Annotated in this window: 22 protein-coding genes and 1 tRNA gene; 10 read left to right on the top strand and 13 right to left on the bottom strand. The window is 67.5% G+C overall.

What is annotated here, in order from left to right; translation table 11 throughout:
* Positions 1-67 precede the first annotated feature (67 nt).
* On the bottom strand, positions 68-1900 hold the full coding sequence (locus tag CAL25_RS23370; protein WP_094804548.1) for a gamma-glutamyltransferase family protein: 1833 nt from the start codon (positions 1898-1900) through the stop codon (positions 68-70).
* A gap of 106 nt (positions 1901-2006) precedes the next feature.
* Here CAL25_RS23370 and CAL25_RS23375 point away from each other — a divergent pair, with 106 nt between their 5' ends.
* Together CAL25_RS23375 and CAL25_RS24145 are read left to right on the top strand one after the other, a co-directional pair.
* A complete protein-coding gene (locus CAL25_RS23375; protein ID WP_094804550.1) occupies positions 2007-2975 on the top strand; it encodes a LysR substrate-binding domain-containing protein in 969 nt (322 codons plus the stop codon).
* A 44-nt stretch (positions 2976-3019) separates the two neighbouring features.
* Positions 3020-3337: a hypothetical protein gene (locus tag CAL25_RS24145; RefSeq protein WP_141217987.1), complete on the top strand. Its 318-nt coding sequence runs from the start codon at positions 3020-3022 to the stop codon at positions 3335-3337.
* Positions 3338-3380: 43 nt separating this feature from the next.
* Here the strand turns inward: CAL25_RS24145 and CAL25_RS23385 are convergent.
* The 3 genes from CAL25_RS23385 to CAL25_RS23395 all read right to left on the bottom strand — a co-directional run bounded on the left by CAL25_RS23385 (position 3381) and on the right by CAL25_RS23395 (position 5913).
* Positions 3381-3457: transfer RNA gene (locus CAL25_RS23385), tRNA-Pro, on the bottom strand.
* Between the two features lie 171 nt (positions 3458-3628).
* Positions 3629-4594, bottom strand: coding sequence for an octaprenyl diphosphate synthase (gene ispB / locus CAL25_RS23390; RefSeq protein ID WP_094804554.1), 966 nt, complete (start codon positions 4592-4594; stop codon positions 3629-3631).
* Between the two features lie 131 nt (positions 4595-4725).
* Positions 4726-5913, bottom strand: coding sequence for a fumarylacetoacetate hydrolase family protein (locus CAL25_RS23395; RefSeq protein ID WP_094804556.1), 1188 nt, complete (start codon positions 5911-5913; stop codon positions 4726-4728).
* Between the two features lie 137 nt (positions 5914-6050).
* Here CAL25_RS23395 and CAL25_RS23400 point away from each other — a divergent pair, with 137 nt between their 5' ends.
* The 5 genes from CAL25_RS23400 (at position 6051) to proB (ending at position 10557) form a co-directional block, all read left to right on the top strand.
* Positions 6051-6830 (top strand): IclR family transcriptional regulator, encoded by a 780-nt coding sequence (locus tag CAL25_RS23400; protein WP_094804558.1) that lies wholly within the window; start codon positions 6051-6053, stop codon positions 6828-6830.
* Positions 6831-7261: 431 nt separating this feature from the next.
* Entirely contained in the window at positions 7262-7573 is a 312-nt protein-coding gene (gene rplU, locus CAL25_RS23405; RefSeq protein ID WP_094804560.1) for a 50S ribosomal protein L21, read from the top strand.
* A 23-nt stretch (positions 7574-7596) separates the two neighbouring features.
* On the top strand, positions 7597-7857 hold the full coding sequence (gene rpmA, locus CAL25_RS23410; RefSeq protein ID WP_094804562.1) for a 50S ribosomal protein L27: 261 nt from the start codon (positions 7597-7599) through the stop codon (positions 7855-7857).
* Positions 7858-8167: 310 nt separating this feature from the next.
* A complete protein-coding gene (gene obgE, locus CAL25_RS23415; protein WP_094804564.1) occupies positions 8168-9343 on the top strand; it encodes a GTPase ObgE in 1176 nt (391 codons plus the stop codon).
* A 77-nt stretch (positions 9344-9420) separates the two neighbouring features.
* Positions 9421-10557, top strand: coding sequence for a glutamate 5-kinase (gene proB, locus CAL25_RS23420; protein ID WP_094804565.1), 1137 nt, complete (start codon positions 9421-9423; stop codon positions 10555-10557).
* Between the two features lie 77 nt (positions 10558-10634).
* On the opposite strand, the gene CAL25_RS23425 is transcribed toward proB, so the two are convergent.
* Positions 10635-11411, bottom strand: coding sequence for a response regulator transcription factor (locus CAL25_RS23425; RefSeq protein ID WP_094804567.1), 777 nt, complete (start codon positions 11409-11411; stop codon positions 10635-10637).
* Positions 11412-11576: 165 nt separating this feature from the next.
* Here CAL25_RS23425 and CAL25_RS23430 point away from each other — a divergent pair, with 165 nt between their 5' ends.
* On the top strand, positions 11577-12008 hold the full coding sequence (locus CAL25_RS23430; RefSeq protein ID WP_094804569.1) for a helix-turn-helix domain-containing protein: 432 nt from the start codon (positions 11577-11579) through the stop codon (positions 12006-12008).
* A 185-nt stretch (positions 12009-12193) separates the two neighbouring features.
* On the opposite strand, the gene CAL25_RS23435 is transcribed toward CAL25_RS23430, so the two are convergent.
* Complete coding sequence (locus tag CAL25_RS23435; RefSeq protein ID WP_170948585.1) at positions 12194-12814, bottom strand: SecDF P1 head subdomain-containing protein; 621 nt, start codon at positions 12812-12814, stop codon at positions 12194-12196.
* 327 nt (positions 12815-13141) lie between these two features.
* Between CAL25_RS23435 and thiC the strand changes: the two genes are divergently transcribed.
* Complete coding sequence (thiC, locus tag CAL25_RS23440) at positions 13142-15055, top strand: phosphomethylpyrimidine synthase ThiC (protein WP_094804571.1); 1914 nt, start codon at positions 13142-13144, stop codon at positions 15053-15055.
* Positions 15056-15135: 80 nt separating this feature from the next.
* Here the strand turns inward: thiC and CAL25_RS23445 are convergent, their stop codons facing one another.
* The 7 genes from CAL25_RS23445 to gpmA form a co-directional block, all read right to left on the bottom strand.
* Complete coding sequence (locus CAL25_RS23445) at positions 15136-16566, bottom strand: aldehyde dehydrogenase family protein (protein WP_094804573.1); 1431 nt, start codon at positions 16564-16566, stop codon at positions 15136-15138.
* Positions 16567-16701: 135 nt separating this feature from the next.
* Entirely contained in the window at positions 16702-18114 is a 1413-nt protein-coding gene (locus CAL25_RS23450; protein ID WP_094804575.1) for an FAD-binding oxidoreductase, read from the bottom strand.
* A 43-nt stretch (positions 18115-18157) separates the two neighbouring features.
* Positions 18158-18859 carry a FadR/GntR family transcriptional regulator gene (locus tag CAL25_RS23455; protein WP_094804577.1) on the bottom strand — a complete coding sequence of 234 codons (702 nt, stop codon included), beginning with the start codon at positions 18857-18859 and terminating at the stop codon, positions 18158-18160.
* A 74-nt stretch (positions 18860-18933) separates the two neighbouring features.
* A complete protein-coding gene (locus CAL25_RS23460; RefSeq protein WP_094804579.1) occupies positions 18934-19686 on the bottom strand; it encodes a HesA/MoeB/ThiF family protein in 753 nt (250 codons plus the stop codon).
* Positions 19683-21134 (bottom strand): S41 family peptidase, encoded by a 1452-nt coding sequence (locus CAL25_RS23465; protein ID WP_094804581.1) that lies wholly within the window; start codon positions 21132-21134, stop codon positions 19683-19685. The genes CAL25_RS23460 and CAL25_RS23465 overlap by 4 nt, the downstream gene beginning before the upstream one ends.
* A gap of 27 nt (positions 21135-21161) precedes the next feature.
* Complete coding sequence (locus CAL25_RS23470) at positions 21162-22748, bottom strand: murein hydrolase activator EnvC family protein (protein ID WP_094804583.1); 1587 nt, start codon at positions 22746-22748, stop codon at positions 21162-21164.
* A gap of 4 nt (positions 22749-22752) precedes the next feature.
* Entirely contained in the window at positions 22753-23505 is a 753-nt protein-coding gene (gpmA, locus tag CAL25_RS23475; RefSeq protein ID WP_094804585.1) for a 2,3-diphosphoglycerate-dependent phosphoglycerate mutase, read from the bottom strand.
* A gap of 206 nt (positions 23506-23711) precedes the next feature.
* Between gpmA and CAL25_RS23480 the strand changes: the two genes are divergently transcribed.
* The gene (locus CAL25_RS23480; RefSeq protein WP_170948586.1) at positions 23712-24134 is read left to right on the top strand and encodes a rhodanese-like domain-containing protein; all 423 of its coding nucleotides are present in this window, start codon (positions 23712-23714) and stop codon (positions 24132-24134) included.
* Positions 24135-24144: the final 10 nt, after the last annotated feature.

Consider the following 24144-nt stretch of genomic DNA (forward strand, 5'->3'; position numbering starts at 1 on the left):
AAATCGTGAATCGGTGATGCTGAAGACGCGGTGGCGCCGGCCTGATGTGCCGGCCGACCCGCCGATCTCAGCGGCCTACCGCGTACCCCTGCATGCCGCGCGGATTCGCGCCGGCCTTGAGCAGCCAGCCGCCGCCGGCGCGCGTTTCGCGCGTGCACGCGCTGATGCGGCCTTCGGACCAGGACGCCCCCACCACCAGCTCGTGACCCGCCGCGCGCAACGCCTCCTGCGTGGCCGCAGGCAGGCGCGATTCGACGGTGAGGCGATTGAGGGTGATGGCACGCGGCCAGAACGATCCCGGAAAATGATCGATGTGCCACGACGGCGCATCGATCGCCGCCTGCAGATTGAGCCCCGCGGCGTGACGCAGCAGGAACGACACCGTCCATTGATCCTGCTGATCGCCGCCCGGCGTGCCGAACGCCATGTAGGGCTGGCCGTCACGCAGCGCCAGACCCGGCGACAGCGTGGTCGAGGGGCGCTTGCCGGGCGCCAGAGTGCCCGGCAGTCCGTGGTCCAGCCAGGTCATCTGCAGGCGCGTGGTCAGCGAGAAACCCAGGCCCGGCACCACCGGACTCGACGACAGCCAGCCGCCCGACGGCGTGGCGGCCACCATGTTGCCGTGGCGATCCACCACGTCGATCTGGCAGGTATCGCCGACGAAGATCTCGCGCGCGGCCCACTCGGTCACGGGCGGCAGCGCCGCGAAGGTCGGCTCACCGACGCCGTAGCGCGTGTCCGCCTGCGCCAGCGTGCGCGTGGCGGCCTGCAGGTCCGGCAGGCGGGGTACCCGCCCACCCGGATTGCCCGGCCGCAGCATCGTGCTCGCCTGCCGGCCGATCTGCGCGGCGCGGCTGCGCGCGTAGTCGGTGGAGAGCAGCTCCTGCACCGGCACGTCGACGAAGTCGGGGTCGCCATACCAGGCGCAGCGGTCCGCGAAGGCGAGCTTCGCGGCCTCCGCCACGCGGTGCACGAACTCGAACGAATCCGGCGCCAGGCCGGACATATCGAGTTCGCGCAGGATGGCAAGCTGCTGCAGATGCACGGGCCCTTGCGACCATGCGCCGCACTTGGCCACCGTGTAACGCCCGTAGTCCAGCGTCACCGGCTCGTCGTAGCTCGCCTGCCAATCGGCCAGATCGGCCTTGCGCAGCAGGCCGCGGTTGCGCTCGCCCGTCGTGTCGCGGATCTGCGCGTGGGTGTAGAAATCGTCGATGGCGTCGGCCACGAAGCCGCGATACCAGATGTCGAGCGCGGCATCGATACGGCCACGCCGATCCGTGGCGCGCGCGTGCGCCTCGTCGAGAATGCGTTCGTAGGTGTCGGCGATGGCCGGTGTGCGCATGAGCGTGCCGGGCGCGGGCACCTTGCCGTCCGGCAGCCAGACCTCGGCCGACGACGTCCATTCCGCACGGAACAGTGCCTGCACGGCCAGGATGGCCTGCGAAATACGCGGCACCAGCGGAAAGCCGTCGCGTGCATAAGCGATGGCGGGCGCCAGCACATCCGCCAGCTCCCACGTGCCGTAGTCGCGCAACATCGTGAGCCACGCGCCGAACGCCCCCGGCACCGTCGCGGGCAGCAGCCCGATGCCGGGCACCAGATCGAGTCCCATGTTGCGGAAGTAGGCCGGATCCGCCAGCGCCGGCGCGGGCCCCTGCCCGCACAGGGCGCGCATGCGGCCCTCCTGCTCGCTCCAGAACAGGATGGGCACCTCGCCCCCCGGCCCGTTCAGATGCGGCTCGACGATCTGCAGCGTGAAGCCGCCCGCCACGGCGGCGTCGTAGGCATTGCCGCCGCGCTCCAGCACGCCCATCGCCACCTGCGAGGCCAGCCAGTGCGTGGACGACACCGCGCCGAACGTGCCTTGGATTTCAGGGCGGGTGGTGAAGTCGGACATGGAGCGGCGATCCTGGGTCGGGTTGATGGCGCTCAGTATAGAAGCCTGAAATAACTGAATTTGGCTATATTCGAATAGCTGCATAACCATTCAGGAATATCACGGCATGAGCCCCTCCCTGCCCAACCTGGCCCGCCGCCTCAAGCATCGCCACCTCGAGCTGCTGATCGCCATCGCCCATCACGGCTCGCTCACGCGCGTGGCCGCGCAGGCAGGCATCAGCCAGCCGGCGGCCACCAAGGCCCTGCTCGAGATCGAAGACATCTTCGAGGCGCCGCTGTTCCTGCGCACCGGCCGTGGCCTGCAGGCCACGCCGCTGGGCGAACTGGCCATCGCCCGCGCGCGCCGCATGCACAACGACCTCTCGCTCTGGGCGCGTGAGGTGCAGGCTTTGCAACAGGGCCACGCAGCGCACCTGCATGTGGGCGCGGTGCCCTACGTTTCGAGCGCCCTGCTGTCGGCGGCCATCGCCACCCTGCACGCGCGCCACGGCGTCACCCTCACCCTGCACCGCGCCACCACCGACCACCTGCTGCCGATGCTGCGCCGGCACGAGCTCGACTGCATGATCGGGCGGGTCTCCGCCTTCACCGAACTCGACGGCCTCGCGCACGAGGTGCTGTATCACCAGCGCCCCTGCCTGATCGCCCATGCGCAACTCGCGCGCCGCCTGCAGGCGCGCGCGCCCGACTGGGCCGGGGTCGCCGCCATGCGCTGGGTTTTGCCGGAAGTGAAAACGCCCACCCGCCACCTCATCGCCGAACACTTCATCCGACAAGGCCTGCCGCCGCCCACCCCGATCGTGGAGGCGTATTCCACGGATGTGATCGAAGGCCTGCTCGGCAACGACGACACGCTGATATCGGTGGTGCCCGAGGAGATCGCCCAGGAACTCGCCGCCCGCGGCCGCATCGGGCGCATCGACTGGGACTGGGGCTGGAACCTGCCCCCCATCAACCTGATCCGCCGCGTCCGCAGCGACGAACGCACCCCGGCCGCCGAGGCGGCGCTCGAAGACATCCTCAGGGAATACTGCGCCCGCATGCCGGCCGACAACAACGGCGGCAAACGATAAGGCAACCTCGCTTGGGCGGACTACTGTTAGCCGAGGCACTGGGCATGGCCGTCGCGGGCCCGCTTGCTGTGACGGTTGCACTGGTCGACGCCAAGGATGAGGGCGCGGCAGCCTTCTATCGCAAGTATGGGGTTTGTCTCACTGCCGGACGTCAGCCCGCTGAAGCTCTTTATGACGGCAAAGGGCGCCCGCAGGGCAATCGAAGCGTCGACCCGATCGTAGTCGTGACGCGAGCGCGCGATCACTGCCTGGCGCCATCGTGGGCGACGCATCTTGACTACACAGATAAGGCAGACGCAAAAAAGCCGGCAGTGCTTGCGCGCTACCGGCTCTTGCCGACGGTGTTTTTTCAACACCACTGACGATGCTTCGGGAACATCGTCAAAAATTCAACCACAGTGTAAGTGGTCGGGGCGAGAGGATTCGAACCTCCGACTCCTGCGTCCCGAACGCAGTACTCTACCAGACTGAGCTACGCCCCGATTCTCTACAACTGCTTTGGCTTTGCAGCCACCTGCTTCGGCTTTTCAGCCACTTGCTTTGGCTTTGCAGCCACTTGCTTTTGGCTTTTCAGCCACACGCTTTTGGCTTTTCAGCCACACGCTTTTCGCTTTTCAGCCACATTCAGCCTGACCAAAAACCGCCGAAAAACGTTAGCGATCTCTGTTCACCGCGAAAGCGCAGAATTCTACCAGAGAATTTTTAAAAGTGGAAACGGGGTAGTTCGCGAGAGCATCGCGAGCCCGTTGTGCCTCGGCTTCGGCGGCCTCGCGGGCGTGCTGGAGCGCGTCGGTCTGCTGGATGGCCTGGGCCACCGCGGCGAAGTCGGCGTCACCGGTGGTGATGGCGTCACGGATCAATTGCTGCTGCTCGGGCGTGCCGACTTCCATCACGCGGATGAGCGGCAGCGTGGGCTTGCCCTCGCGCAGATCGTCGCCGACGTTCTTGCCCAGCGCGAGCGCGTCGCCGCTGTAGTCCAGCACGTCGTCGATCAACTGGAACGCCGTGCCGACGTGGCGGCCATAGGCCGCGGCGGCTTCTTCCTGTTCGGGGGTGGCGCCGGCCAGCACCGCGCCCACCTGGGCCGCGGCTTCGAACAGCTTGGCGGTCTTGTAGCGCACGACCTGGAGGTAGCGCTCTTGCGACACCTCGGGATCATGCACGTTCAGCAATTGCAGCACCTCACCCTCGGCGATCACCGTGGTGGCCTGCGAGAGGATCTGCATGATGCGCATCGAGTCGGCCTCGACCATCATCTCGAACGAGCGCGAATACAGGTAGTCGCCGACCAGCACGCTGGCGGCATTGCCGAACACCGCGTTCGCGGTGTCGCGGCCACGGCGCTTGTCGGATTCATCGACCACATCGTCGTGCAACAGCGTGGCGGTGTGGATGAATTCCACCACCGCGGCCAGCAGCTGATGATGCGTGCCTTGATAGCCCAGCGCCCGCGCCACCATCAGCACCATGGCCGGCCGCATGCGCTTGCCGCCCGCGCCGATGATGTAGTCACCGATGGTTCGAATGAGCACGACCTCGGAGTTCAGGCGCTCGCGGATAACCGCGTCGACGGCCTTCATGTCGTCGGCAATGGGGGCGATCAGCTCGGAGAGATTCAAAGCGTTTCCGGGGGAGATGATGCGAGCCGACCCACGGCTCGTTGCTTGGGGCCGGCGGACTGCGCCGCCAGGCCGGGGTCGGCGGAATTATACGTGCTGCGCCCCGCCCCCTCCGGATGGACGCCGGGTTGTTACAGCCCGCGTTCGCGCAAGTTGGCGTAAAGGGCGCGGACACCGAAGGTCCAGGGCGCAATCTGGTCGGAGCGGGCCACCCGATTGACCAGGGCGCCCAGGCGCGGCGAACCGATCCTGACCACATCCCCCTCGCGATGGGTAAAGCCGGTGCCCGGACCCGCGCGGTCCTGGGTCGGCGAGAACATCGTGCCGAGAAACAGCATGAAGCCATCGGGATACTGATGGTGCGTGCCGCAGGTCTGGCGCACCAGGTCGGCGGGGTCGCGGCTGATCTCGGCCATGTGGCTCACGCCGTCGATCACGAAGCCATCGGTCCCGTCGATGCGCAGCGACACGTCGGCATGGCGCACGTCGTCCAGCGTGTAGTGTTCGTCGATCAGGCGGATGAACGGGCCGATCGCGCACGAGCCGTTGTTGTCTTTGGCCTTGGTCAGCAGCAGCGCGCTGCGGCCCTCGATGTCGCGCAGGTTCACGTCGTTGCCCAACGCCGCGCCGGCGATCTCGCCGCGCGAGGTCACGGCCAGCACGATCTCGGGCTCCGGGTTATTCCACTCCGACACCGGATGCAGCCCGATCCAGGCCCCGGATCCCACCGACGCCATCGGCGGCGTCTTGGAAAACACCTCCGCGTCGGGCCCGATTCCCACTTCGAGATATTGCGACCACTGTCCGCGGGCCTGCAGCTCGGCCTTCAGGCGCATGGCCTGCTCCGAGCCGGGCACCAGTTGCGACAGGTCCGTGCCGATCAGTTCGTGCAGCCGCGCGCGGATCGTCTCGGCCTGGCTCGCGTCGCCACCCGCCTGCTCCTCGATCAGGCGCTCGAGCAGGCTCACCGCGAACGTCACGCCCGCGGCCTTGACCGGCTGCAGATCGCACGGCGCCAGCAGGCGCGGCTGGCCGGCCTGGCCCGAGCGCGCCAGCAGGTCCGCGACCGGGCCCAGCGAGGGGCCGTCCGCCTCACGCGCCAGCGCGACACGATCGGGCCGCTCCAGCAGATCCGACACGGTCGGCACGGCCGCCGTGATGTCGAACACCTCGCCGCGGCGCACCACCACCACGGCCGGCCCGTTGGCCGGGGCGCCCAGCCAGACGCGCCCGATCAGGAGGGCCTGGTCCAGGTCCTCGGGCAGATCGTGGGCGGCGTCGAGCGCGAAGTCGGCGTAGGCCGAAGCGGGGGAAGTCATGGCGAGTCTCCTGGCGTGCGCCGCGCGGGGCGGCGTTCTGAATGACGATCGGGGTGGGAAAGCCTGGAATCAGTCTAGGAGGCGAGCACGCCACTCGTCCAATATAATGGCGTCTTATCCAATATATTGGACAGATCATGAGCGAGCGCGCCGCGCCCTACGAAGTCCCCGCCATCGCGCGGGCCGACGAGATCCTGCGGCGTCTCGCCGAACGCGGGTCGCCGGTGCGTCCGGCCGACCTGGCGCGGGACTGCGGCATGCCGCGCAGCTCGCTGTACCTGCTGCTCGAGACGCTGGAGGCGCGGCGCTGGATCGAGCGGACGGGCGAAGGCTATGTGATCGGCCTGGCCCTGCTCTCGCTGGGGTCCGCCTATCTGCGTCATGACAGCCTCGAACCCGCGTTTCGCGACGCGGCGGCCGCGTTCGTGGCGCGTCACAACGAGGTCATGCAGCTCGCCATGCTGGACGGCACCGACGTGGCCTACCTCGCCCGTGAAGACGCACGCCGCCCCGTGCGGCTCGTGACCGACCCGGGCTCGCGCCTGCCGGCTCATGCCTGCGCCCTGGGCAAGGCCCTGCTGGCCAGCTTCAGCGATGCCGACGTGCTCGCGCGTCTGCCCTCGCCCCTGCCCGCCCTGACCGAGCGCACGGTCACCGACCCCGCGGCACTGCTCGCCGAGCTCGCCACCGCGCGGCGTACCGGGGTGGCCCTGGACCTCGAGGAAGTGAGCGCCGGCCTGAGCTGCTATGCCGCCTACGTGGGCCAGACGGCGCTGGGGCGCCGGGTGGCGATCAGCACCTCGCTGCCGGCGGACCGCCTCGACCCGCGCCATGCGGACGCCGTGCGCGCCGGGCTGCTGGACGCCGCCCGCCAGATCGCGGCGCGGGTGACGGTGGGCGACCGTCCGGGCGGCTGAACGTCAGGGTGGCTGAATGGCATGGTGGCCGAATGTCAGGTGGCCGCACGTCAGGGGCAGCCGACCGTGACGCCCACGCCACACGCTAAGCCCTTCTAGCGCAACGCCTTTTTGACTTTTCCACAGCCCCCGGCTAGAATCCTCGATTCGGCTTATTGGCCGAAAAAAGCACGTGGCGCAGGAATGCCTCGTCGTGCCGGATCCGCAGTTGTAAATCCACGGATCTGGAGACCACGACCCCGGCTATCCACGGCAAGAAGCATCGCGCGGTTACCGCTACGATCTTCACGTCCGGATACTCCACCCCGGTGGATCGAACCTATCAGGCACAGACCCCCGGCGCACTTCTTCGGAAGCCGCGCCCTGAACGTCCGCCCGATCACGGATCGTCCCTGCACCACGAGCCCCACATCTTTCCAAGGATATATCCCATGTACGCGGTCGTAAAAACCGGTGGCAAGCAGTATCGCGTTGCCGCTGGCGAAAAACTCAAGGTAGAACAGATACCTGCTGACATCGGGCAAGAAATCACCCTGGATCAAGTGCTGTCCGTGGGCGAAGGCGACCAACTCAAAGTTGGTACGCCCCTCGTCGCTGGCGCCGTGATCAAGGCTACGGTTCTTGCGCATGGCCGGCACGACAAGGTCAAGATCTTCAAGATGCGCCGTCGCAAGCACTATCAGAAGCGTCAGGGCCACCGTCAGAACTACACCGAGATCCGCATCGAAGCCATCACGGCTTGATCCCGGTATTCAGGAGCTAAAACATGGCACAGAAAAAGGGCGGCGGCTCTACGCGTAACGGTCGCGATTCCGAATCGAAGCGACTGGGCGTCAAGGTTTATGGCGGCCAACAAATTTCGGCAGGCGGCATCATCGTGCGTCAGCGCGGTACCCGCTTTCACCCGGGCGTGAACGTCGGCGTGGGCAAGGATCACACCCTGTTCGCACTGACCGACGGCAAGGTCCAGTTCGGCACCAAGGGTGCTCTGAACAAGGCCATCGTGTCGGTCGTCGCCGCCGAGTAATCGGTCGCGTCACACGCACGGCAAAAAGCCCTGCCGCACGCGGCGGGGCTTTTTGTTTTAAGGCAAAATATCCGGCACAGGATCCCTGCCCGGCAGCGCGTCTGCCGAGGAATCCCGGACTTCATATACCCCTGCGGGCAAGCACGCGGGCGAGATGCGCGATCAGCGACGCGGCACATGACACAGGGCAACACGGCCCGCCATGGCCTCGCATACGACCTCGCAACGCCACGCACGGCATCACCGGCCGCCACCGCGGCGCCTTCGGGCGCGCGAGCGACACGGCCCCGCTCACTGACCAGACACGCACATGAAATTCGTAGACGAAGCCACCATCGAGGTCATCGCCGGCAAAGGCGGCAATGGCGTGGCGAGCTTTCGCCGCGAGAAATTCATCCCCAGGGGTGGCCCTGATGGCGGTGATGGCGGTCGCGGCGGCAGCATCTATGCCGTGGCCGATCGCAACATCAACACGCTGATCGATTTCCGCTACGCTCGCCTGCACCGCGCCAAAAACGGCGAAAACGGCCGCGGCTCCGACCAATACGGCGCGGCCGCGCCCGACATCACGCTGCGCGTGCCGGTCGGCACCGTCGTGCACGACGCCGACACCGGCGAAGTGCTGTTCGACCTCGACCGCCACGAAGAACAGGTCACGCTCGCCGCCGGCGGCTCGGGCGGCCTGGGCAACCTGCATTTCAAGTCGAGCACCAACCGCGCGCCGCGCCAATGGACGCCGGGCAAGGAAGGCGAACAACGCCGCCTGCGCCTCGAGCTCAAGGTGCTGGCCGACGTGGGCCTGCTGGGCCTGCCCAACGCGGGCAAGTCCACGCTGATCAGCCGCATTTCGAATGCGCGCCCCAAGATCGCCGACTACCCCTTCACCACGCTGCATCCCAATCTGGGCGTGGTGCGTACCTCCGCCGCACGCAGCTTCGTGGTCGCCGACATCCCCGGCCTCATCGAAGGCGCCTCCGAAGGCGCCGGCCTGGGCCATCTGTTCCTGCGCCATCTGGCGCGCACGCGCGTGCTGCTGCATCTCGTGGATGTCTCGAGCCAGGATCCCGACACGGATCCCATCGACGCCGCCGTGGACGGTGCGCGCGCGATCGTCGAAGAGCTGCGCCGCTACGATCCCGAGCTCGCCGCCAAGCCGCGCTGGCTCGTGCTCAACAAGCTCGACATGGTCCAGGACCCCGAATCCGCCCGCAAGCGCTTCTGCGAAGCCTTCGAATGGAACGGCCCGGTGTTCGCGATCGCCGCCATCAGCGGCGAGGGCACGCAGGATCTGATCTGGGCGCTGCAAGACTACCTCGACGCCGAGAAGCAAAAAGACCTGATCGCCCAGGACCAGGCCGAAGGCACGTATGTGCACGACGACCCGCGTTTCGATACGACGCGCGGTTCAGTGCAGGCCAGTGCGGCGCCGGCCGGCGCGGTGCAGACCGGCGCGGCGCAGACCGAGCCGCGTGACGGTGACGAATAAGCCATAATCGCAGTCCGTCACCGCGCCGCCCGGTTCGTCCGGGCGGTCTTTCGTCAACGTCTCGCCCGGTCATCGCCATGACTGCCCACACTGAAACCGTTTCCGTCGTCGCGCAGGCTCAGCGCCTGGTCGCCAAGGTCGGATCCTCGCTCGTCACCAACGAAGGCCGTGGCCTCGATCGCGCCGCGGTCGCTCACTGGGCCGCGCAGATCGCCGCCCTGCACAAGCAGGGCAAGCAGGTCGTGCTGGTATCCAGTGGCGCCATCGCCGAAGGCATGGCGCGTCTGGGATGGCGCAAGCGGCCGTCGGTCATGCACGAGCTGCAGGCCGCCGCCGCCGTGGGTCAGATGGGCCTGTGCCAGGCTTACGAAGCGGCGTTCGCGGAGTTCGGCCTGCGCACCGCGCAGATCCTGCTCACGCACGAGGATCTGGCCGATCGCCATCGCTATCTCAACGCCCGCTCCACGCTGTTTGCGCTGCTGCGCATGGGCGTGGTGCCGATCGTGAACGAAAACGACACCGTCGTGACCGACGAGATCCGCTTCGGCGACAACGACACGCTCGGTGCGCTGGTCACCAATCTGATCGAAGCCGACACGCTCATCATCCTCACGGACCAACGCGGCCTCTACGAAGCCGACCCGCGCAAGCAGCCCGATGCGAAATTCGTGCAGCACGCGCAGGCGGGCGACGCCACGCTCGAAGCCATGGCGGGCGGCGCCGGCAGCGGCGTGGGTACCGGCGGCATGCTGACCAAGATTCTGGCTGCCAAGCGCGCGGCTCACAGCGGCGCGCACACCGTGATCGCCTCGGGCCGCGAGCGCAACGTACTGATCCGCCTCTCGGAAGGCGAGTGCATCGGCACCGAGCTGCAAGCCGTGCTGCCGGTGTGGTCGGCGCGCAAGCAGTGGCTGGCCGACCACCTGCGCCTGCGCGGCCGGGTGCAACTCGACGAAGGCGCCGTGCGCGCCCTGCTGCACGAGGGCAAGAGCCTGCTGCCGATCGGCGTCACGGCGGTCGAGGGCGAGTTCGAGCGTGGCGATGTGGTCGCCTGCGTCGATGCGCAGGGGCGCGAATGCGCGCGCGGCTTGGTGAATTACTCAGCGGCCGACACGCGCCGCATCATGCGCCAGCCCTCATCGCAGATCGCGTTCATCCTGGGCAGCATGACCGACCCCGAGCTCGTGCACCGCGACAACCTCGTGATCACCTGATCGCGGGCAGCGGGCATCAGGGGCGACCCGGGCCCGCGAAACACATCCGACCATGACGCGCGGCATCGCCGCGCGCCTCATGCCTCGTCGAGAAACAGATAACCCCAGTTACGCACCGCGCAGACCGGCAGATCGACGCCGAGCTGCCGGGCCTTGTTGCGCAGACGCGCCACGGTGACGTCGTCGCCTCGCGACCCTTCGGCGCCGCCGGTGCGCGCCAGGCGTTGATTGGGCGCAGCCAGCAACCGGCTCATGAACAGCCCCTCGGCCGCCGTGAGCGGCACCCGCACCGCGCCGGGCCCGTACAGATAACGGCTCGATGCGCAGATCCGCCAGCGCGACGGCCTCGCCCGCGCCGCTGAAGCGCTGCGCCAACGTTCGAAGATCGCGATCAGCTCGGCCGCCGTCCAGTCGTCCGAACCCTCGGGGGAGCAGCAGAGGTCGGCGCCGGCCTGCAAGGCCTGAATCCGCAGAAACGCCGACGCGCCGCCCAACAGCGCGACACGCAAGGCCGGCCAGTGATGGGCCTGCAGATGGCGCAGCAATGCGATCACGCTGTCCGCGTGTTCCGCGTCGCCACTGAGCAGCACCACATCGGGCGCCTGCTCGCTCACGGCCGCGTCGGTCAGCGCGTGCGCGAGCAGCCCGTGCACGCGCCACCCGGAACGCCGCAGGTTGTCTTCGAGGGCGTCCGGGAAGAAGCCGGGCGGCCGGCACTGGACGTGCAGAATGACGCCACCGCCCTGCGCCGATGCCGCGATGTCCGGAGACAGCGGCGTCGTGCCGGGGAGCGGGGCCGGCTGGCCGTATGAGAAAGGTTCGGAGCCGGACGGGAGTGGTTCGGATATGTTCATGGGGACACCGCGCAACCAAAGGGCCGAGGACCGGAGACCCGCTGCCTTGCCAGGGCAGACGACCACTGCCGGATGAACCAACGCGACACCCCGGGGCGTCGCACATTATCACAATGTGATAGTCGGTATCACCACTGTAATACTGAACCAAGCTTCAATTCCGGGGTGAACACTTTCTCAGACCGACTGAAGCATGCACGACGTGTGCGCGGCTACACCCAGCACCAGCTTTCGCGGGTCAGCGGCGTGTCGCAAAGCGCCATCGCCAGCTACGAAAGCGGTCAGCGCCGATTCAGTCGCTCGGCGCAACAACTCGCGCATGCCCTGAAGATCGATCCGGTCTGGCTCGACACCGGGACGGGCTCGATGACGCCCGTGGTGCCGCAAACCACGACGACGCTGCGAGAGCCCTCGTCCGACGTTGCCTCCGACATCCACCCCTGGCCGTTCAGTGGCATGACCGCCGCCGAGTATCACGCCCTGAGCGCCGAACAGCAGCGTCTGATCGACTCGGTGTTGCGCACGATGCTGCGTGAGTTTCAGGCCGCGAGTCTGCCCGCTTCCCCGGCACCGCCCGCGCCACGGCGCGGGCGCTGAATCCCTCCTGCGTATCCCCAACCGCCTGATGGATGGCGGTACCGCCGCGCGCGGGTACGCACCCTCGTCGCGCGCGCGCTCGTGTCCTGGCGACCCGCCCGTGCGCATCGCGCCGAACATGACGCCGCAATAAAAAAACCCCCGGATGCCGAAGCAGCCGGGGGTTTGCACCTTGGCCTGCGCGATCAGGGGCGCGCGGGCTGGTTGGTCGAGTTCGACGGCTCGGCCTGTTGAGCCGGCGTACGACCGTTCGGCGCAGCGGCGCCCGGAGCGGCGGCTCCCGGCGCAGCGGCGCCCGGCGCATCTCCACGGATCTTGGCGGCGATGGCGGCGGCGGCCTGCTCGGACGGCACGCCGAAGGCCAGCACGCCGCGGTTCAGCGGCTCGGCGATCTTCGGGGCGGCGACCAGTTCACGGTCGAGCACCAGCGCCAGCATCTTGCCGACGTTCTGCGAGCTCACGTCGTTGAGCTTGCGTGCACCGGCTTCGGTGAAACGCAAGCCCACGAAGTTCTGGCCCTGGCGATCGACCAGCGCGGCGGCTTCGGTGAGATCGGCGCGCGTCAGAACCGGCTGGCGCTGCATGTACAGCGAGCCGTCCGGCACCTTGACCTCGGCCAGGCCGGCGCCCGGTTGCGTCTGGGCGATGTAGAACTCGACGGAGGACGCGGTCGCGGGCTGTGCCGGCTGCGTCGTGGCGGGCGTGGCGGCGCTCTTGTCGCCCGTCTTGGAGGGAGTTGTACAACCCGCCAGCACCAGAGCCATGAGCGCCACGGCGGGTGCCAATTTACGCACAGTCAGTTGCATGATGGATTTCCTTCTTAGGTTGCAGACAGTGATGACGAGCCAGGAGGGCGGGTCGCATCCTGGCATTGAAAAAAGTGTACAGGGGCAATCCGCCACCTGTTAGTGCCGACTGCTTCCAGATGTAAATAGCCAATACCGCCTATACTGCGGGCTCGCAGGGGTACTCGTGTCCGGCAACGGCACACGTGTTGAGAGAGTCCCTTCGTACCAGTACGGATAATGCCGATGCTGGGAGCGATTTCCGCAATGCCCACCGGCTCAGGCCGGCTCGCGCGCGCACGCGGAATCTCCCGATTCGGCTCCAACATTTTCTCTTGGAGCTTTTCAATGAACGCCAATCCCAAGTTTCTGGCCGCCACCGCCGAAGTCGACGCCGCGGCCGTGGCCCCCTTGCCGCAATCGCGCAAGGTCTACCAGACCGGCAGCCGCCCCGATCTGCGCGTGCCCTTTCGCGAGATCAGCCAGGCCGATACACCCACGATGTTCGGCGGCGAGCAGAACCCGCCGCTCACGGTGTACGACACCAGCGGGCCCTACACCGATCCGGCGGCACGCATCGACATCCGCGCCGGCCTGCCCGAACTGCGCCGCGCCTGGATCGATGAGCGGGGCGACGTCGAGGTGCTCGACGGCCCGACCAGCGAATACGGCCAGGCGCGCCTCGCCGATCCCAAGCTGACCGCCATGCGCTTCGACCTGCGCCGTCCGCCGCGCCGGGCCCGCGCCGGCGCCAATGTCACGCAGATGCACTATGCGCGCCGCGGCCTCGTGACGCCCGAGATGGAATTCGTGGCCATACGCGAGAACCTGCGCCGCGAGCAGTACATCGAGACCTTGCGCGCCAGCGGGCCCGATGGCGAGAAGCTGGCGCGCCGCCTGCTGCGCCAGCATCCCGGTCAGTCGTTCGGCGCCGCGCTGCCCAGCGCGATCACGCCCGAGTTCGTGCGCGACGAAATCGCGCGCGGCCGCGCCATCATTCCGGCCAACATCAATCACCCCGAAATCGAACCGATGATCATCGGCCGCAACTTCCTGGTGAAGATCAACGCCAACATCGGCAACTCGGCCGTGAGCTCCGGGATCGGGGAAGAAGTCGAGAAGATGACCTGGGCGATCCGCTGGGGCGGCGACACCGTGATGGACCTGTCCACCGGCAAGCACATCCACGAAACGCGCGAATGGATCATCCGCAATTCGCCCGTGCCCATCGGCACGGTGCCGATCTACCAGGCGCTCGAGAAGGTCGATGGCAAGGCCGAAGACCTCACCTGGGAGATCTTCCGCGACACGCTCATCGAACAGGCCGAACAGGGCGTCGATTACTTCACCATCCATGCCGGCGTGCGCCTGCCCTTCATTCCCATGACCGCCGATCGCATGACCGGCATCGTGTCGCGCGGCGGCTCGATCATGGCCAAGTGGTGTCTGGCGCATCACAGAGAGAGCTTCCTGTACGAACGCTTCGAAGACATCTGCGAGATCATGAAGGCCTACGACGTGAGCTTCTCGCTCGGCGACGGCCTGCGTCCCGGCTCGGGCTACGATGCCAACGACGAGGCGCAGTTCGCCGAGCTGAAGACGCTGGGCGAGCTCACGCAGGTGGCCTGGAAGCACGACGTGCAGGTCATGATCGAAGGCCCCGGCCACGTGCCGATGCAGATGATCAAAGAAAACATGGAGCTGCAGCTCGAGCATTGCCAGGAAGCGCCGTTCTACACGCTGGGACCGCTGACGACCGACATCGCGCCGGGCTACGACCACATCACCTCGGGCATCGGCGCCGCGCTGATCGGCTGGTACGGCACCGCGATGCTGTGCTACGTCACGCCGAAGGAACACCTGGGCCTGCCCAACAAGAAGGACGTGAAGGACGGCATCATCACGTACAAGATCGCGGCCCACGCCGCCGATCTGGCCAAGGGCCATCCGGGCGCCGCCATCCGCGACAACGCGCTCTCGAAGGCCCGCTTCGAGTTCCGCTGGGATGACCAGTTCAACCTGGGACTGGACCCCGACACGGCCAAGGAGTTCCACGACGAGACGCTGCCGAAAGACTCGATGAAGGTGGCCCACTTCTGCTCGATGTGCGGCCCGCACTTCTGCAGCATGAAGATCACCCAGGACGTGCGCGACTATGCCGCGTCGCAGGGCGTGTCGGACCAGCAGGCGCTGCAGCAAGGCATGCAGGAGAAGGCGGTCGAGTTCGTCAAGAAGGGCGCCGAGGTGTATCACCGCACCTGACGCGCCATCCGTCCCATCGGTTGCGCGCGCAACGAAAAATCCCCGGCCGATGGCCGGGGATTTTTATCGTGCCTGCCGCATCAGGATGCGGTGTACGAGGTCTTGACGGTGGTGTAGAACTCGGCGGCATGACGGCCCTGCTCGCGCGGACCGTAGCTCGAGCCCTTGCGGCCGCCGAACGGCACGTGATAGTCGACACCCGCCGTCGGGCAGTTGACCATCACCATGCCGGCCTGCGCTTCGCGCTTGAAGTGCGTGGCATGCTTGAGCGAGGTGGTGCAGATCCCCGACGACAGACCGAACTCGGTGTCGTTGGCGAGCTCCAGCGCCTGCTCGTAGCTGTCGACCGGAATCACGGACGCCACCGGCCCGAAGATTTCTTCGCGGCTGATGCGCATGTTGTTGTCGCAATCGGCGAACAGCGCGGGCGTCAGGTAGAAGCCTTCGGTGGCACGCTTGACCTGTTCGCCGCCGGTGACCAGGCGGGCGCCTTCGTCGCGGCCGATCGCCACATAGCTCAGGTCCTGCTCGAGCTGGCTCTGGTCGACCACGGGGCCGATGTCGGTGCCGGCCAGCAGCGCGTCGTCGATCTTCAGGCCTTCGAGGCGAGCCTGCACGGCCTCGAGGAACTTCGGATAGATGCCCTTCTGGACGATCAGGCGGCTCGACGCCGTGCAACGCTGACCTGTCGAGAAGAATGCGCCGTTGACCGCGCATTCGACGGCCGTCTTGAGGTCGGCGTCGTCGAGCACGACCAGGGGATTCTTGCCGCCCATCTCGAGCTGCACCTTGGCCATGCGGCCCATGGCGGCCTCGAGCACGCGGCGGCCGGTGCCGACCGAACCCGTGAAGCTGATGGCGTTGACGCGCTTGTCGGACAGGAAGGCCTGGCCCACGACGGTGCCACGGCCCATCACCAGATTGAACGCACCGGCCGGCAGGCCCGCGCGGCTCAGGATCTCGGACAGCGCCCAGGCGCTGCCCGGCACCAGATCGGCCGGCTTGAACACCACGGTGTTGCCATAAGCCAGGGCCGGGGCGATCTTCCAGGCCGGAATCGCGATCGGGAAGTTCCAGGGCGCGATGATGCCGACCACGCCGACGGGTTCGCGCGTGATGTCGGCTTCGATGTTGGGACGCGTCATGGGCAGCTTTTCGCCCTGGATGCGCAGCGCCTCGCCAGCGAAGAACTTGAAGATGTAGCCGGCGCGGGTCACCTCGCCGATACCCTCGGGCAGCGTCTTGCCCTCTTCGCGCGACAGCAGGCGGCCGAGCTCTTCCTTGCGCGCCAGCAGCTCGGTGCCGACGGCGTCGAGCACGTCGAAGCGGCGCTGGCCGGTCGAATGCGCCCATTCGTGCGACGCCGACACGGCGGCCGCGATCGCTTGCTGCGCCTGGGCCGCGTCGGCCTGGGCGTACTGACCGATCACATCGGCAAGGTTGGAGGGGTTGATGTTGGGACGAGCGTCGACGCCGTCGACCCAGGCGCCCCCGATAAAGTTCGCGTGCATTGTCTCAATTCCATGTGCAAGAGCCACGCGGGAAATCCGCGCGGCGGACTGACGTTCACTTCCGCTCTTTCTGTGGAGCGGTGCATGTGCTGGCCACGCTGGGCGCGGCCGCGGTCTTCCCTTGCTTGCCCGCTGTTATAGCAACTTTCCGGGATTCATGATCCCCGCGGGGTCGAACACCCGCTTGATGTCACGCATCAGGCGCAGCTCGAGCGGGTCTTTGGTATGCAGAAAATGCTCGCGCTTGAGCTGGCCGATGCCGTGCTCGGCGCTGATGCTGCCGCCGTAGCGGTGCACTTCGTCGAGCACGATATCGGTGACGGCCGCGCCCTTCTCGGCGGCCCATTCGCGCGGCGCGCCGGCGGGGCGCGACAGGTTGTAGTGCAGGTTGCCGTCACCGAAATGCCCGAAGATGAACGGGCGCACCGAGGGATCGAGCTCGCGCAGGCGCGCCTCGGCCGTCACCATGAATTCGGGGATGCGTTCGATCGGCAGCGACACGTCGTGCTTGAGGTGCGGCCCATCGGCGCGCTGCGCCTCGGAGATTTCCTCGCGCAGCTTCCAGAGCGCCTGCAGCTGCGCCAGCGACGCCGACACCGCGGCGTCGAGGCAGAGCTCGCGCTCGAGCGCCTCGCCCACGACCGTTTCGAGCAGCTGGTTGAGCGCGGCCTCGTCGCTGGTATCGGCAAGCTCCATCAGCACGTAGGCCGGATAGCGCTGCGCGAACGGCTCCTGCACGCCCTGCGCGTGGGCCAGCACCAGATCGACGCAATCGCCGGTGAAGAACTCGTACGCCTGCAGGCGGGCGCCGCAGCGCTGGAACAGCAGCTCGTACAGCTCGAGCGCCTGCTTGGGCGACTCGACGGCCGCGAGCACGACCGAGCGCACGTCGGTGCGCGGATACAGGCGCAGCGCCACCGCCGTGATCACGCCCAGCGTGCCTTCGGAGCCGATCAGCAGCTGCTTCAGGTCGTAGCCGGTGTTGTCCTTGCGCAGCGTGCGCAGGCCGTTGAAGATTTCGCCGGTCGGCAGCACGGCCTCGATGCCCAGCACGAGCTCCCGCGCCATGCCGTAGCGGACCACGTTGACGCCGCCGGCATTGGTGGCGAGGTTGCCACCGATCTGGCTCGAGTCTTCGGCCGCGAGGCTGAGCGGCAGCAGCCGTCCGGCCTCCTGCGCGGCGCGGCGCAGATTGCCCAGAATGCAGCCGGCCTCGGCCACCATGGTGTTGGCGATGGTGTCGATCGAGCGCACGGCCGTCATGCGGTCCAGACTCAGCACGACGTTGGCCGCGCCGCCGTCGGGCGTGGCGCCCCCGCACAGCCCCGTGTTGCCGCCACGCGGCACCACCGGCACGCCGGCGGCCTGGCACAGCGCGAGCGCCTGCGCCACCTCGGCGGTGGTGCGCGGACGCAGCACGGCCTGGGCGTGGCCGCGGTACAGGCCACGCCAGTCGGACAGCCAGGGTTCGATAGCGGCGGCCTCGGTGAGCACGACGTCGGGCCCGAGGGCGTTGCGCAACTGCAGGGAAAAGTCGGTGTCGCTCATGATCAGGTTCGGTGAAGTGGAATTCGAAAACGGGCCGCGGCGCTCAGCCGCCGGCCTCTTGCAATTGCAGCCGCGCCGCGGCGTTGCGCAGATGGCGATGCACCGCCTCCCGTGCGCCGGCCTCGTCGGCGGCCTCGATAGCGGCCAGAATGGCCTCGTGCTCCTGGTGCACCAGCGCCGACAGGCCGGGCTGACGCTGCGTGTTGCTGCGCGCCGTGTGCACCGCCTGCCGCAGCTGCAGATTGAGGTATTGCAGCAGCTGCTGGTACGACGGGTTGTGCGTGGCCTGGCCGATCGCACGATGAAACGCCAGATCGTGCTCGACGCCGCGCTCGGGGTCGTCCAGGTGCCGGCCCAGTTCGGCCAGCGCGCCACGCAGCGCGGCCAGGTCGGCATCGGTGCGGCGGCGTGCGGCCAGCGCGGCCGCCCCACCCTCTACTTCCATGCGCAGCTCGATGACCTCGGCCAGTTGCGTGCGATCCATGCCGGCCTCGGCCGGCACCCGAAAGCCCTGGCTGCCGGTGCGCGACAGCACCACGCAGCCCGAGCCCTGACGGCTGCGCACCAGGCCCTGCGCCCGCAGGCGCTCGGTGGCCTCGCGTATCACGGCGGCGCTCACGCCGAACTCGCGCGCCAGGTCGCGCCCGGCGGGCAGCTTCGCGCCGACGGCATAGGTGCCGTGGGCGATCTGCTCGGCGATGCGGCCGGCGACGCGGTCGGTCAGCGTGAGGGAATGGGTCAGCATGCGGCGATCATAGCATCATTGTTCAGGTTATCTGATAACTTTGGCCGTGCGAGGGCGCGACAGGAACGCGCATCTCAGTGCCGCTGGCCGCAGACCTCGCAGCCGGGGTCGCGGCCGACGTTGACGCTATGCCACTGCATGGTGCGGACGTCGAGCTGCAGCAGACGGCCCACCAGGGGCTGGCCCAGACCGGTGATGAGTTTCATGGCTTCGGCCGCCTGCATGGCGCCGATGATGCCCACCAGCGGCGCGAACACGCCTGTGGTGGCACAGCTGAGTTCTTCAGCTTCGTCCGCCTCGGGAAACAGGCAGTGGTAGCAGGGCGCGTCGTCGCGGCGCAGATCGTAAACGCCGATCTGTCCGTCGTAGCGGATCGCGGCGCCCGAAACCAGCGGCTTGCGCGCGGCGACACAGGCGCGGTTGATGGCGTGACGGGTGGCGAAGTTGTCGCAGCAGTCGAGCACCACGTCGGCCGCGCGCACGGCCTCGAGCAGCGCATCGCCTTCGAGCCGCGCGACCAGCGGCACGACCTGAACCTCGGGATTGAAGCGCGCGAGCATGTCCCGCCCGGACTCGGCCTTGGGCTGGCCGACGCTGGCGGTGGTGTGCAGGATCTGGCGCTGGAGGTTGCTCAGCTCGACGACGTCGTCGTCGGCCAGCGTGATGTGGCCGGTGCCGGCCGTGGCGAGGTAGAGCGCGGCGGGACAGCCCAGGCCGCCCGCCCCCACGATCAACACACGCGCCCCCAGGAGTTGCTCCTGCCCTTCGATACCGAGATCGTCGAGCAGGATGTGGCGGGCGTAACGCAATAACTGCTGGTCGTTCATTTGCTCTTGGCGGGCTCGACTCCGGACGGCGTGATCGTCATGCGCTGGGTGGCCGTGCCGCTGGCGTTGGGCTTGATATCGGCCTTGGCCTGCGCACGCGCCGAACCCTTCTGCACCGGCTTGCCGGCCAGCAGGTTGAGCGCCTGCTGGAGCTGGAAGTCGTCTTTGCCGCCGAATTCAAAGATCTTGCCCAGCGGCGGCTCGGCCGCGTTGGGGTCGGACTTGACCTCGGAAGCCGGGTCTTGCTTGTTCGACAGGTGACGCTGCAGATCGGCTTCGCGCGGCAGGCGGAACAGATCGCCGTCGGCGGTGTCGGCCACGACGTAGTCGGGCTCGATGCCGGTTGCCTGGATCGAACGGCCGCTCGGCGTGAAATAGCGCGAGGTGGTGAGCTTGACCGCGGTGGTTTCGGACAGCGGCAGAATCACCTGCACCGAGCCCTTGCCGAACGTGCGGTTGCCCATGACCTTGGCGCGCTTGTGATCCTGCAGCGCGCCGGCCACGATCTCGGAGGCCGAAGCCGAACCGACGTTGACCAGCACCACCATCGGCACGGTCTTGGTCCAGGCAGGCAGATCGGCCAGGTAGTTGCCTTCGCCACGAGCGTACTCGGAAGGCGTGGCGTGATACTTGTGGCGCGAATCCGGGGTGCGGCCGTCGGTCGAGACCACCATGGCATCCGGCGGCAGGAACGCGCCGGACACGCCGATGGCGCTGGTCAGCAGACCACCCGGGTCGTTGCGCAGATCGAGCACCAGACCCTTGGGCGCGGCCTTGGCACCCAGCTCCTTGAGCTGGCGGGCGAGGTCGGAACCGGTCTTTTCCTGGAACTGGGCGATACGCACATAGGCCACGCCATCGTCGAGCATCTTGCTGCGCACGCTGCGCACCTTGATGATGTCGCGCACGATCTTGATGACGATGGGCTGCGCCCGGTCGCCACGCATGATGGTGAGCGTGATGGGCGACTTGGGCGCACCGCGCATGAGCTTGACGGCGTCGTTGAGCGACATGCCCTTGGTGGGGGTGTCGTCGATCTTGATGATGAGGTCGCCCGCCATGATGCCGGCGCGCGCGGCCGGGGTGTCTTCGATCGGCGAGATCACCTTGACGAAGCCGTCTTCGGCGCCGACTTCGATGCCCAGGCCGCCGAACTCGCCCTGCGTGGCGGTCTGCATGTCGCGGAAGGCTTCGGCATCGAGATAGGCCGAGTGCGGGTCGAGATTGGACACCATGCCGGAGATGGCATTGCTGATCAGTGTCTTGTCATCGACGGGCTCGACGTAGTTGTTCTTGATGGCGGCAAACACATTGCTCAATTGCCGCAGCTCGTCGAGCGGCAGCGGACTGCCGCGTTGCGCCACGGCAGTGACGCCCACGCTCAGCAATACGCCGGCCACCACGCCGATCGTTACCAGACCGAAACCGCGAAACTTGCGAGTGCTCATGCACACATCCTGATTTTGATACCGGGATTACAGCGCCAGCCACTGGGCTGGATCCACCGGAGCGCCACGATGGCGAATTTCAAAGTATAGGCCCGATTCCACCTGACCGCCCGTCGCCCCCACGGTAGCAATAGTATCGCCCGTTGCCACCCTGTCGCCTACCCGCTTGAGCAGACTCTGGTTATAAGCGTAGACGGTCAGATATTGCTGTCCATGGTCCACGATGATGAGATTGCCAAAACCCCTGAGCCATTCGGAGTAGACCACTGTGCCGGGGGCGACGGCCTTGACCGGCGTGCCTTCGGCCGTGCGGAGCACGATGCCGCGCCACACGCCGCCATCCGGGCGGTCGACGCCGAAACGGCCCTGCACATTGCCGCGCACCGGCACCGGCAGACCCTTGCGCAGGCCATTGCCTCCGCCCACCAGCGGCCGGGCCGGCTCGGAAGGCTGGGCCGCGGCGGTACGGGTTTCGGGTTGGACCGGTTTTTCGGGCACAGGTTCAGGCGGCGTGGTCTTCGGCGGCGGCGCGACCGGCGTATTGCCGGTCAGACGTCCCTGGGTGCCGGGCACGGGACGCAGGCCGGCCGCGTCGGGATCGGCCACGACCACCGGCCCGCGGGCGGCCCGTTCGGCCTGCTCGCGGGCCTGGGCCGCGTCACGGGCCTGGTCCTCGCGGTCTTTCTCGCGCGCCTGCTGCTTTGCCTTCTGGCGGTCGGCCTCGGCCTGACGCTGCGCCTGGCGCGCCGCTTCGGCCTGCCGCGCGGCCTCGGCCTTGCGCGCCTCTTCGGCTTTGCGGGCCTCTTCGGCACGGCGCGCCGCCTCGGCCTTGCGCCGGGCCTCTTCGGCCGCGCGCCGGCGGGCTTCTTCTTCGACCTGCTTGGCGATCGCCACGTCGAGGTCGCCGATCAGGCGCGACAGGCGCTGATCGTCCCGGCCGAGGCGGTTGGCCTCGGCGCGTTGCGCATTGATCTGGCCTTCGAGCTTGGCCAGCAGGCTGGCCCGCTCTTTCTGCTGCGTGACCAGCTCGGCCTTTTGACGGGTGGTTTCTTCGACCAGCCGGCGCGCCTCGGCGCGGCGGGCGTCCGCCTGACCCTGCAGATTGGCCAGCCGCTCGATTTCCTGGCGCACTTCGGTGACCGCGTCGGCGCGGGCGCGCGAGACGTAGTCGAGGTAACCGAGGTTGCGGCCCAGCTGCTGGGGATCGCCGCCGGACAGCAGCTCGGTCCAGGGAGACAGGCCGCTGGTGTATTGCGTGCGCAGCTGGTCGGCCAGCTCGGCGCGGCGCTTGGCCAGCACGGCGCTCTGGTTGGCGATCTGTTTGTCGAGGTTGGCGATGTCGAGATCGGCCTGATGCGAGGCATCACCGAGCTCGCGCAGCCGGCGATTGATCGCGGAGATGGCCGATTCGGACGTCTTGAGCGCATCGGCCGCTTCCTTGCGGGCGGCCTCGCGCTCATCGATGTCTTTTTGCAGCGACCCGATGCGGTCGCGCAGCGCGGCTTGCTGCCGTTCGGCTTCCGACTGGCGGCCCGCCAGATCGGTCGACACCGCCCAGGCCGCCGGTGTTCCCACCCACATGCCCAACAACAGCAAACCCGCCGCGACCCGCATGGAATCAGTCCTTCTTAGCCTTGCCCTGGGCGGCCACGGCCGCCATGGCCGCCTCGATCTCGGCGGCATCGCCAAGATAATAGTGGCGAATCGGGCGCAGGTCATCGTCGAGCTCGTAGACCAGCGGCTGGCCGGTCGGGATGTTGAGGTTGACGATGTCGTCGTCCGAGATACCGTCGAGGTGCTTGATCAGCGCGCGCAAGCTGTTACCGTGCGCGGCGATCAGCACGCGGCGGCCGGAGCGGATGGCCGGGGCGATCGATTCGTTCCAGAACGGCAGCACGCGGTCGACCGTGTCTTTCAGGCACTCGGTGGCGGGCAGCTGGTCGGCCGGGATCTTGGCGTAGCGCGAATCGAAGCGCGGGTGGCGCTCGTCGTCCAGCGCGAGCGGCTCGGGCGCGATCGCGTAGGCGCGGCGCCACACCAGGACCTGCTCGTCGCCGAACTTGGCGGCGGTCTCGGCCTTGTTCAGGCCCTGCAGGTCGCCATAGTGACGCTCGTTCAGGCGCCAGTTGATGCCCACGGGGGTGTACATGGCGTCCATGGCGTCGAGCGCGATCCACAGGGTGCGGATGGCGCGCTTGAGCACGGAGGTGTAGGCCAGGTCGAAAACAAAGCCTTCCTGCTTGAGCAGTTCGCCCGCCTTGCGGGCCTGTTCACGGCCGGTTTCGGTGAGGTCCACGTCGGTCCAGCCGGTGAAGCGGTTTTCGAGGTTCCATTGGCTTTCGCCGTGGCGCATCAGGACAAGTTTGTGCATGGTATCGGCCGCAAAATCAGCGGATTGAAGTTGAACAATCGGGTCATTTTATAATTGAGCGATTTTGCCCCAGGCTTAGCCCTCCCGGCGCACTCGTGCGACCGGGCCATCGTCATCAGGCCAGGGCGGGTCCGTCGCCCTCTCTCCCCCGGCCTGCCGGGACCGGCCACGAACCGCGCCCACCCGGCCGCACTTCAGGATGTCCCGTGGATTTAATGCAATTCTTGCTCGACCAGAACAATATCTTCATTCTCGCCGTGGCGGTCGTGTCGGGCGTCATGCTGTGCCTGCCTGGCCTGCGCAAGGGCCGCGGCGGCGCCCATGCGGTCGACATCGCCCAGGCGACCCAGCTCGTGAACAAGAGCCAGGCCGTCTGGGTCGACGTGCGCGCGGCCGAGCAGTATCAGGCCGGCCACATCGCCCAGGCCCGCAGCCTGCCCGCCCAGGATCTCGAATCCAAGGCCGGCAACCTGCCCAAGAACAAACCGCTGATCCTCGTCTGCGAACAAGGCCGCTCGGCGCCGCGCATCGCGCAGCGCCTGCGCTCGCAAGGTTTCGCGGATGTGTATACCCTGGAAGGTGGCATGCGCGCCTGGTACGCCGCCAACCTGCCCGTGACGCAGAAGTAATCACGGATCA

The sequence above is a fragment of the Bordetella genomosp. 5 genome (genome assembly GCF_002261315.1).
Classification (GTDB): Bacteria; Pseudomonadota; Gammaproteobacteria; order Burkholderiales; family Burkholderiaceae_B; genus Bordetella.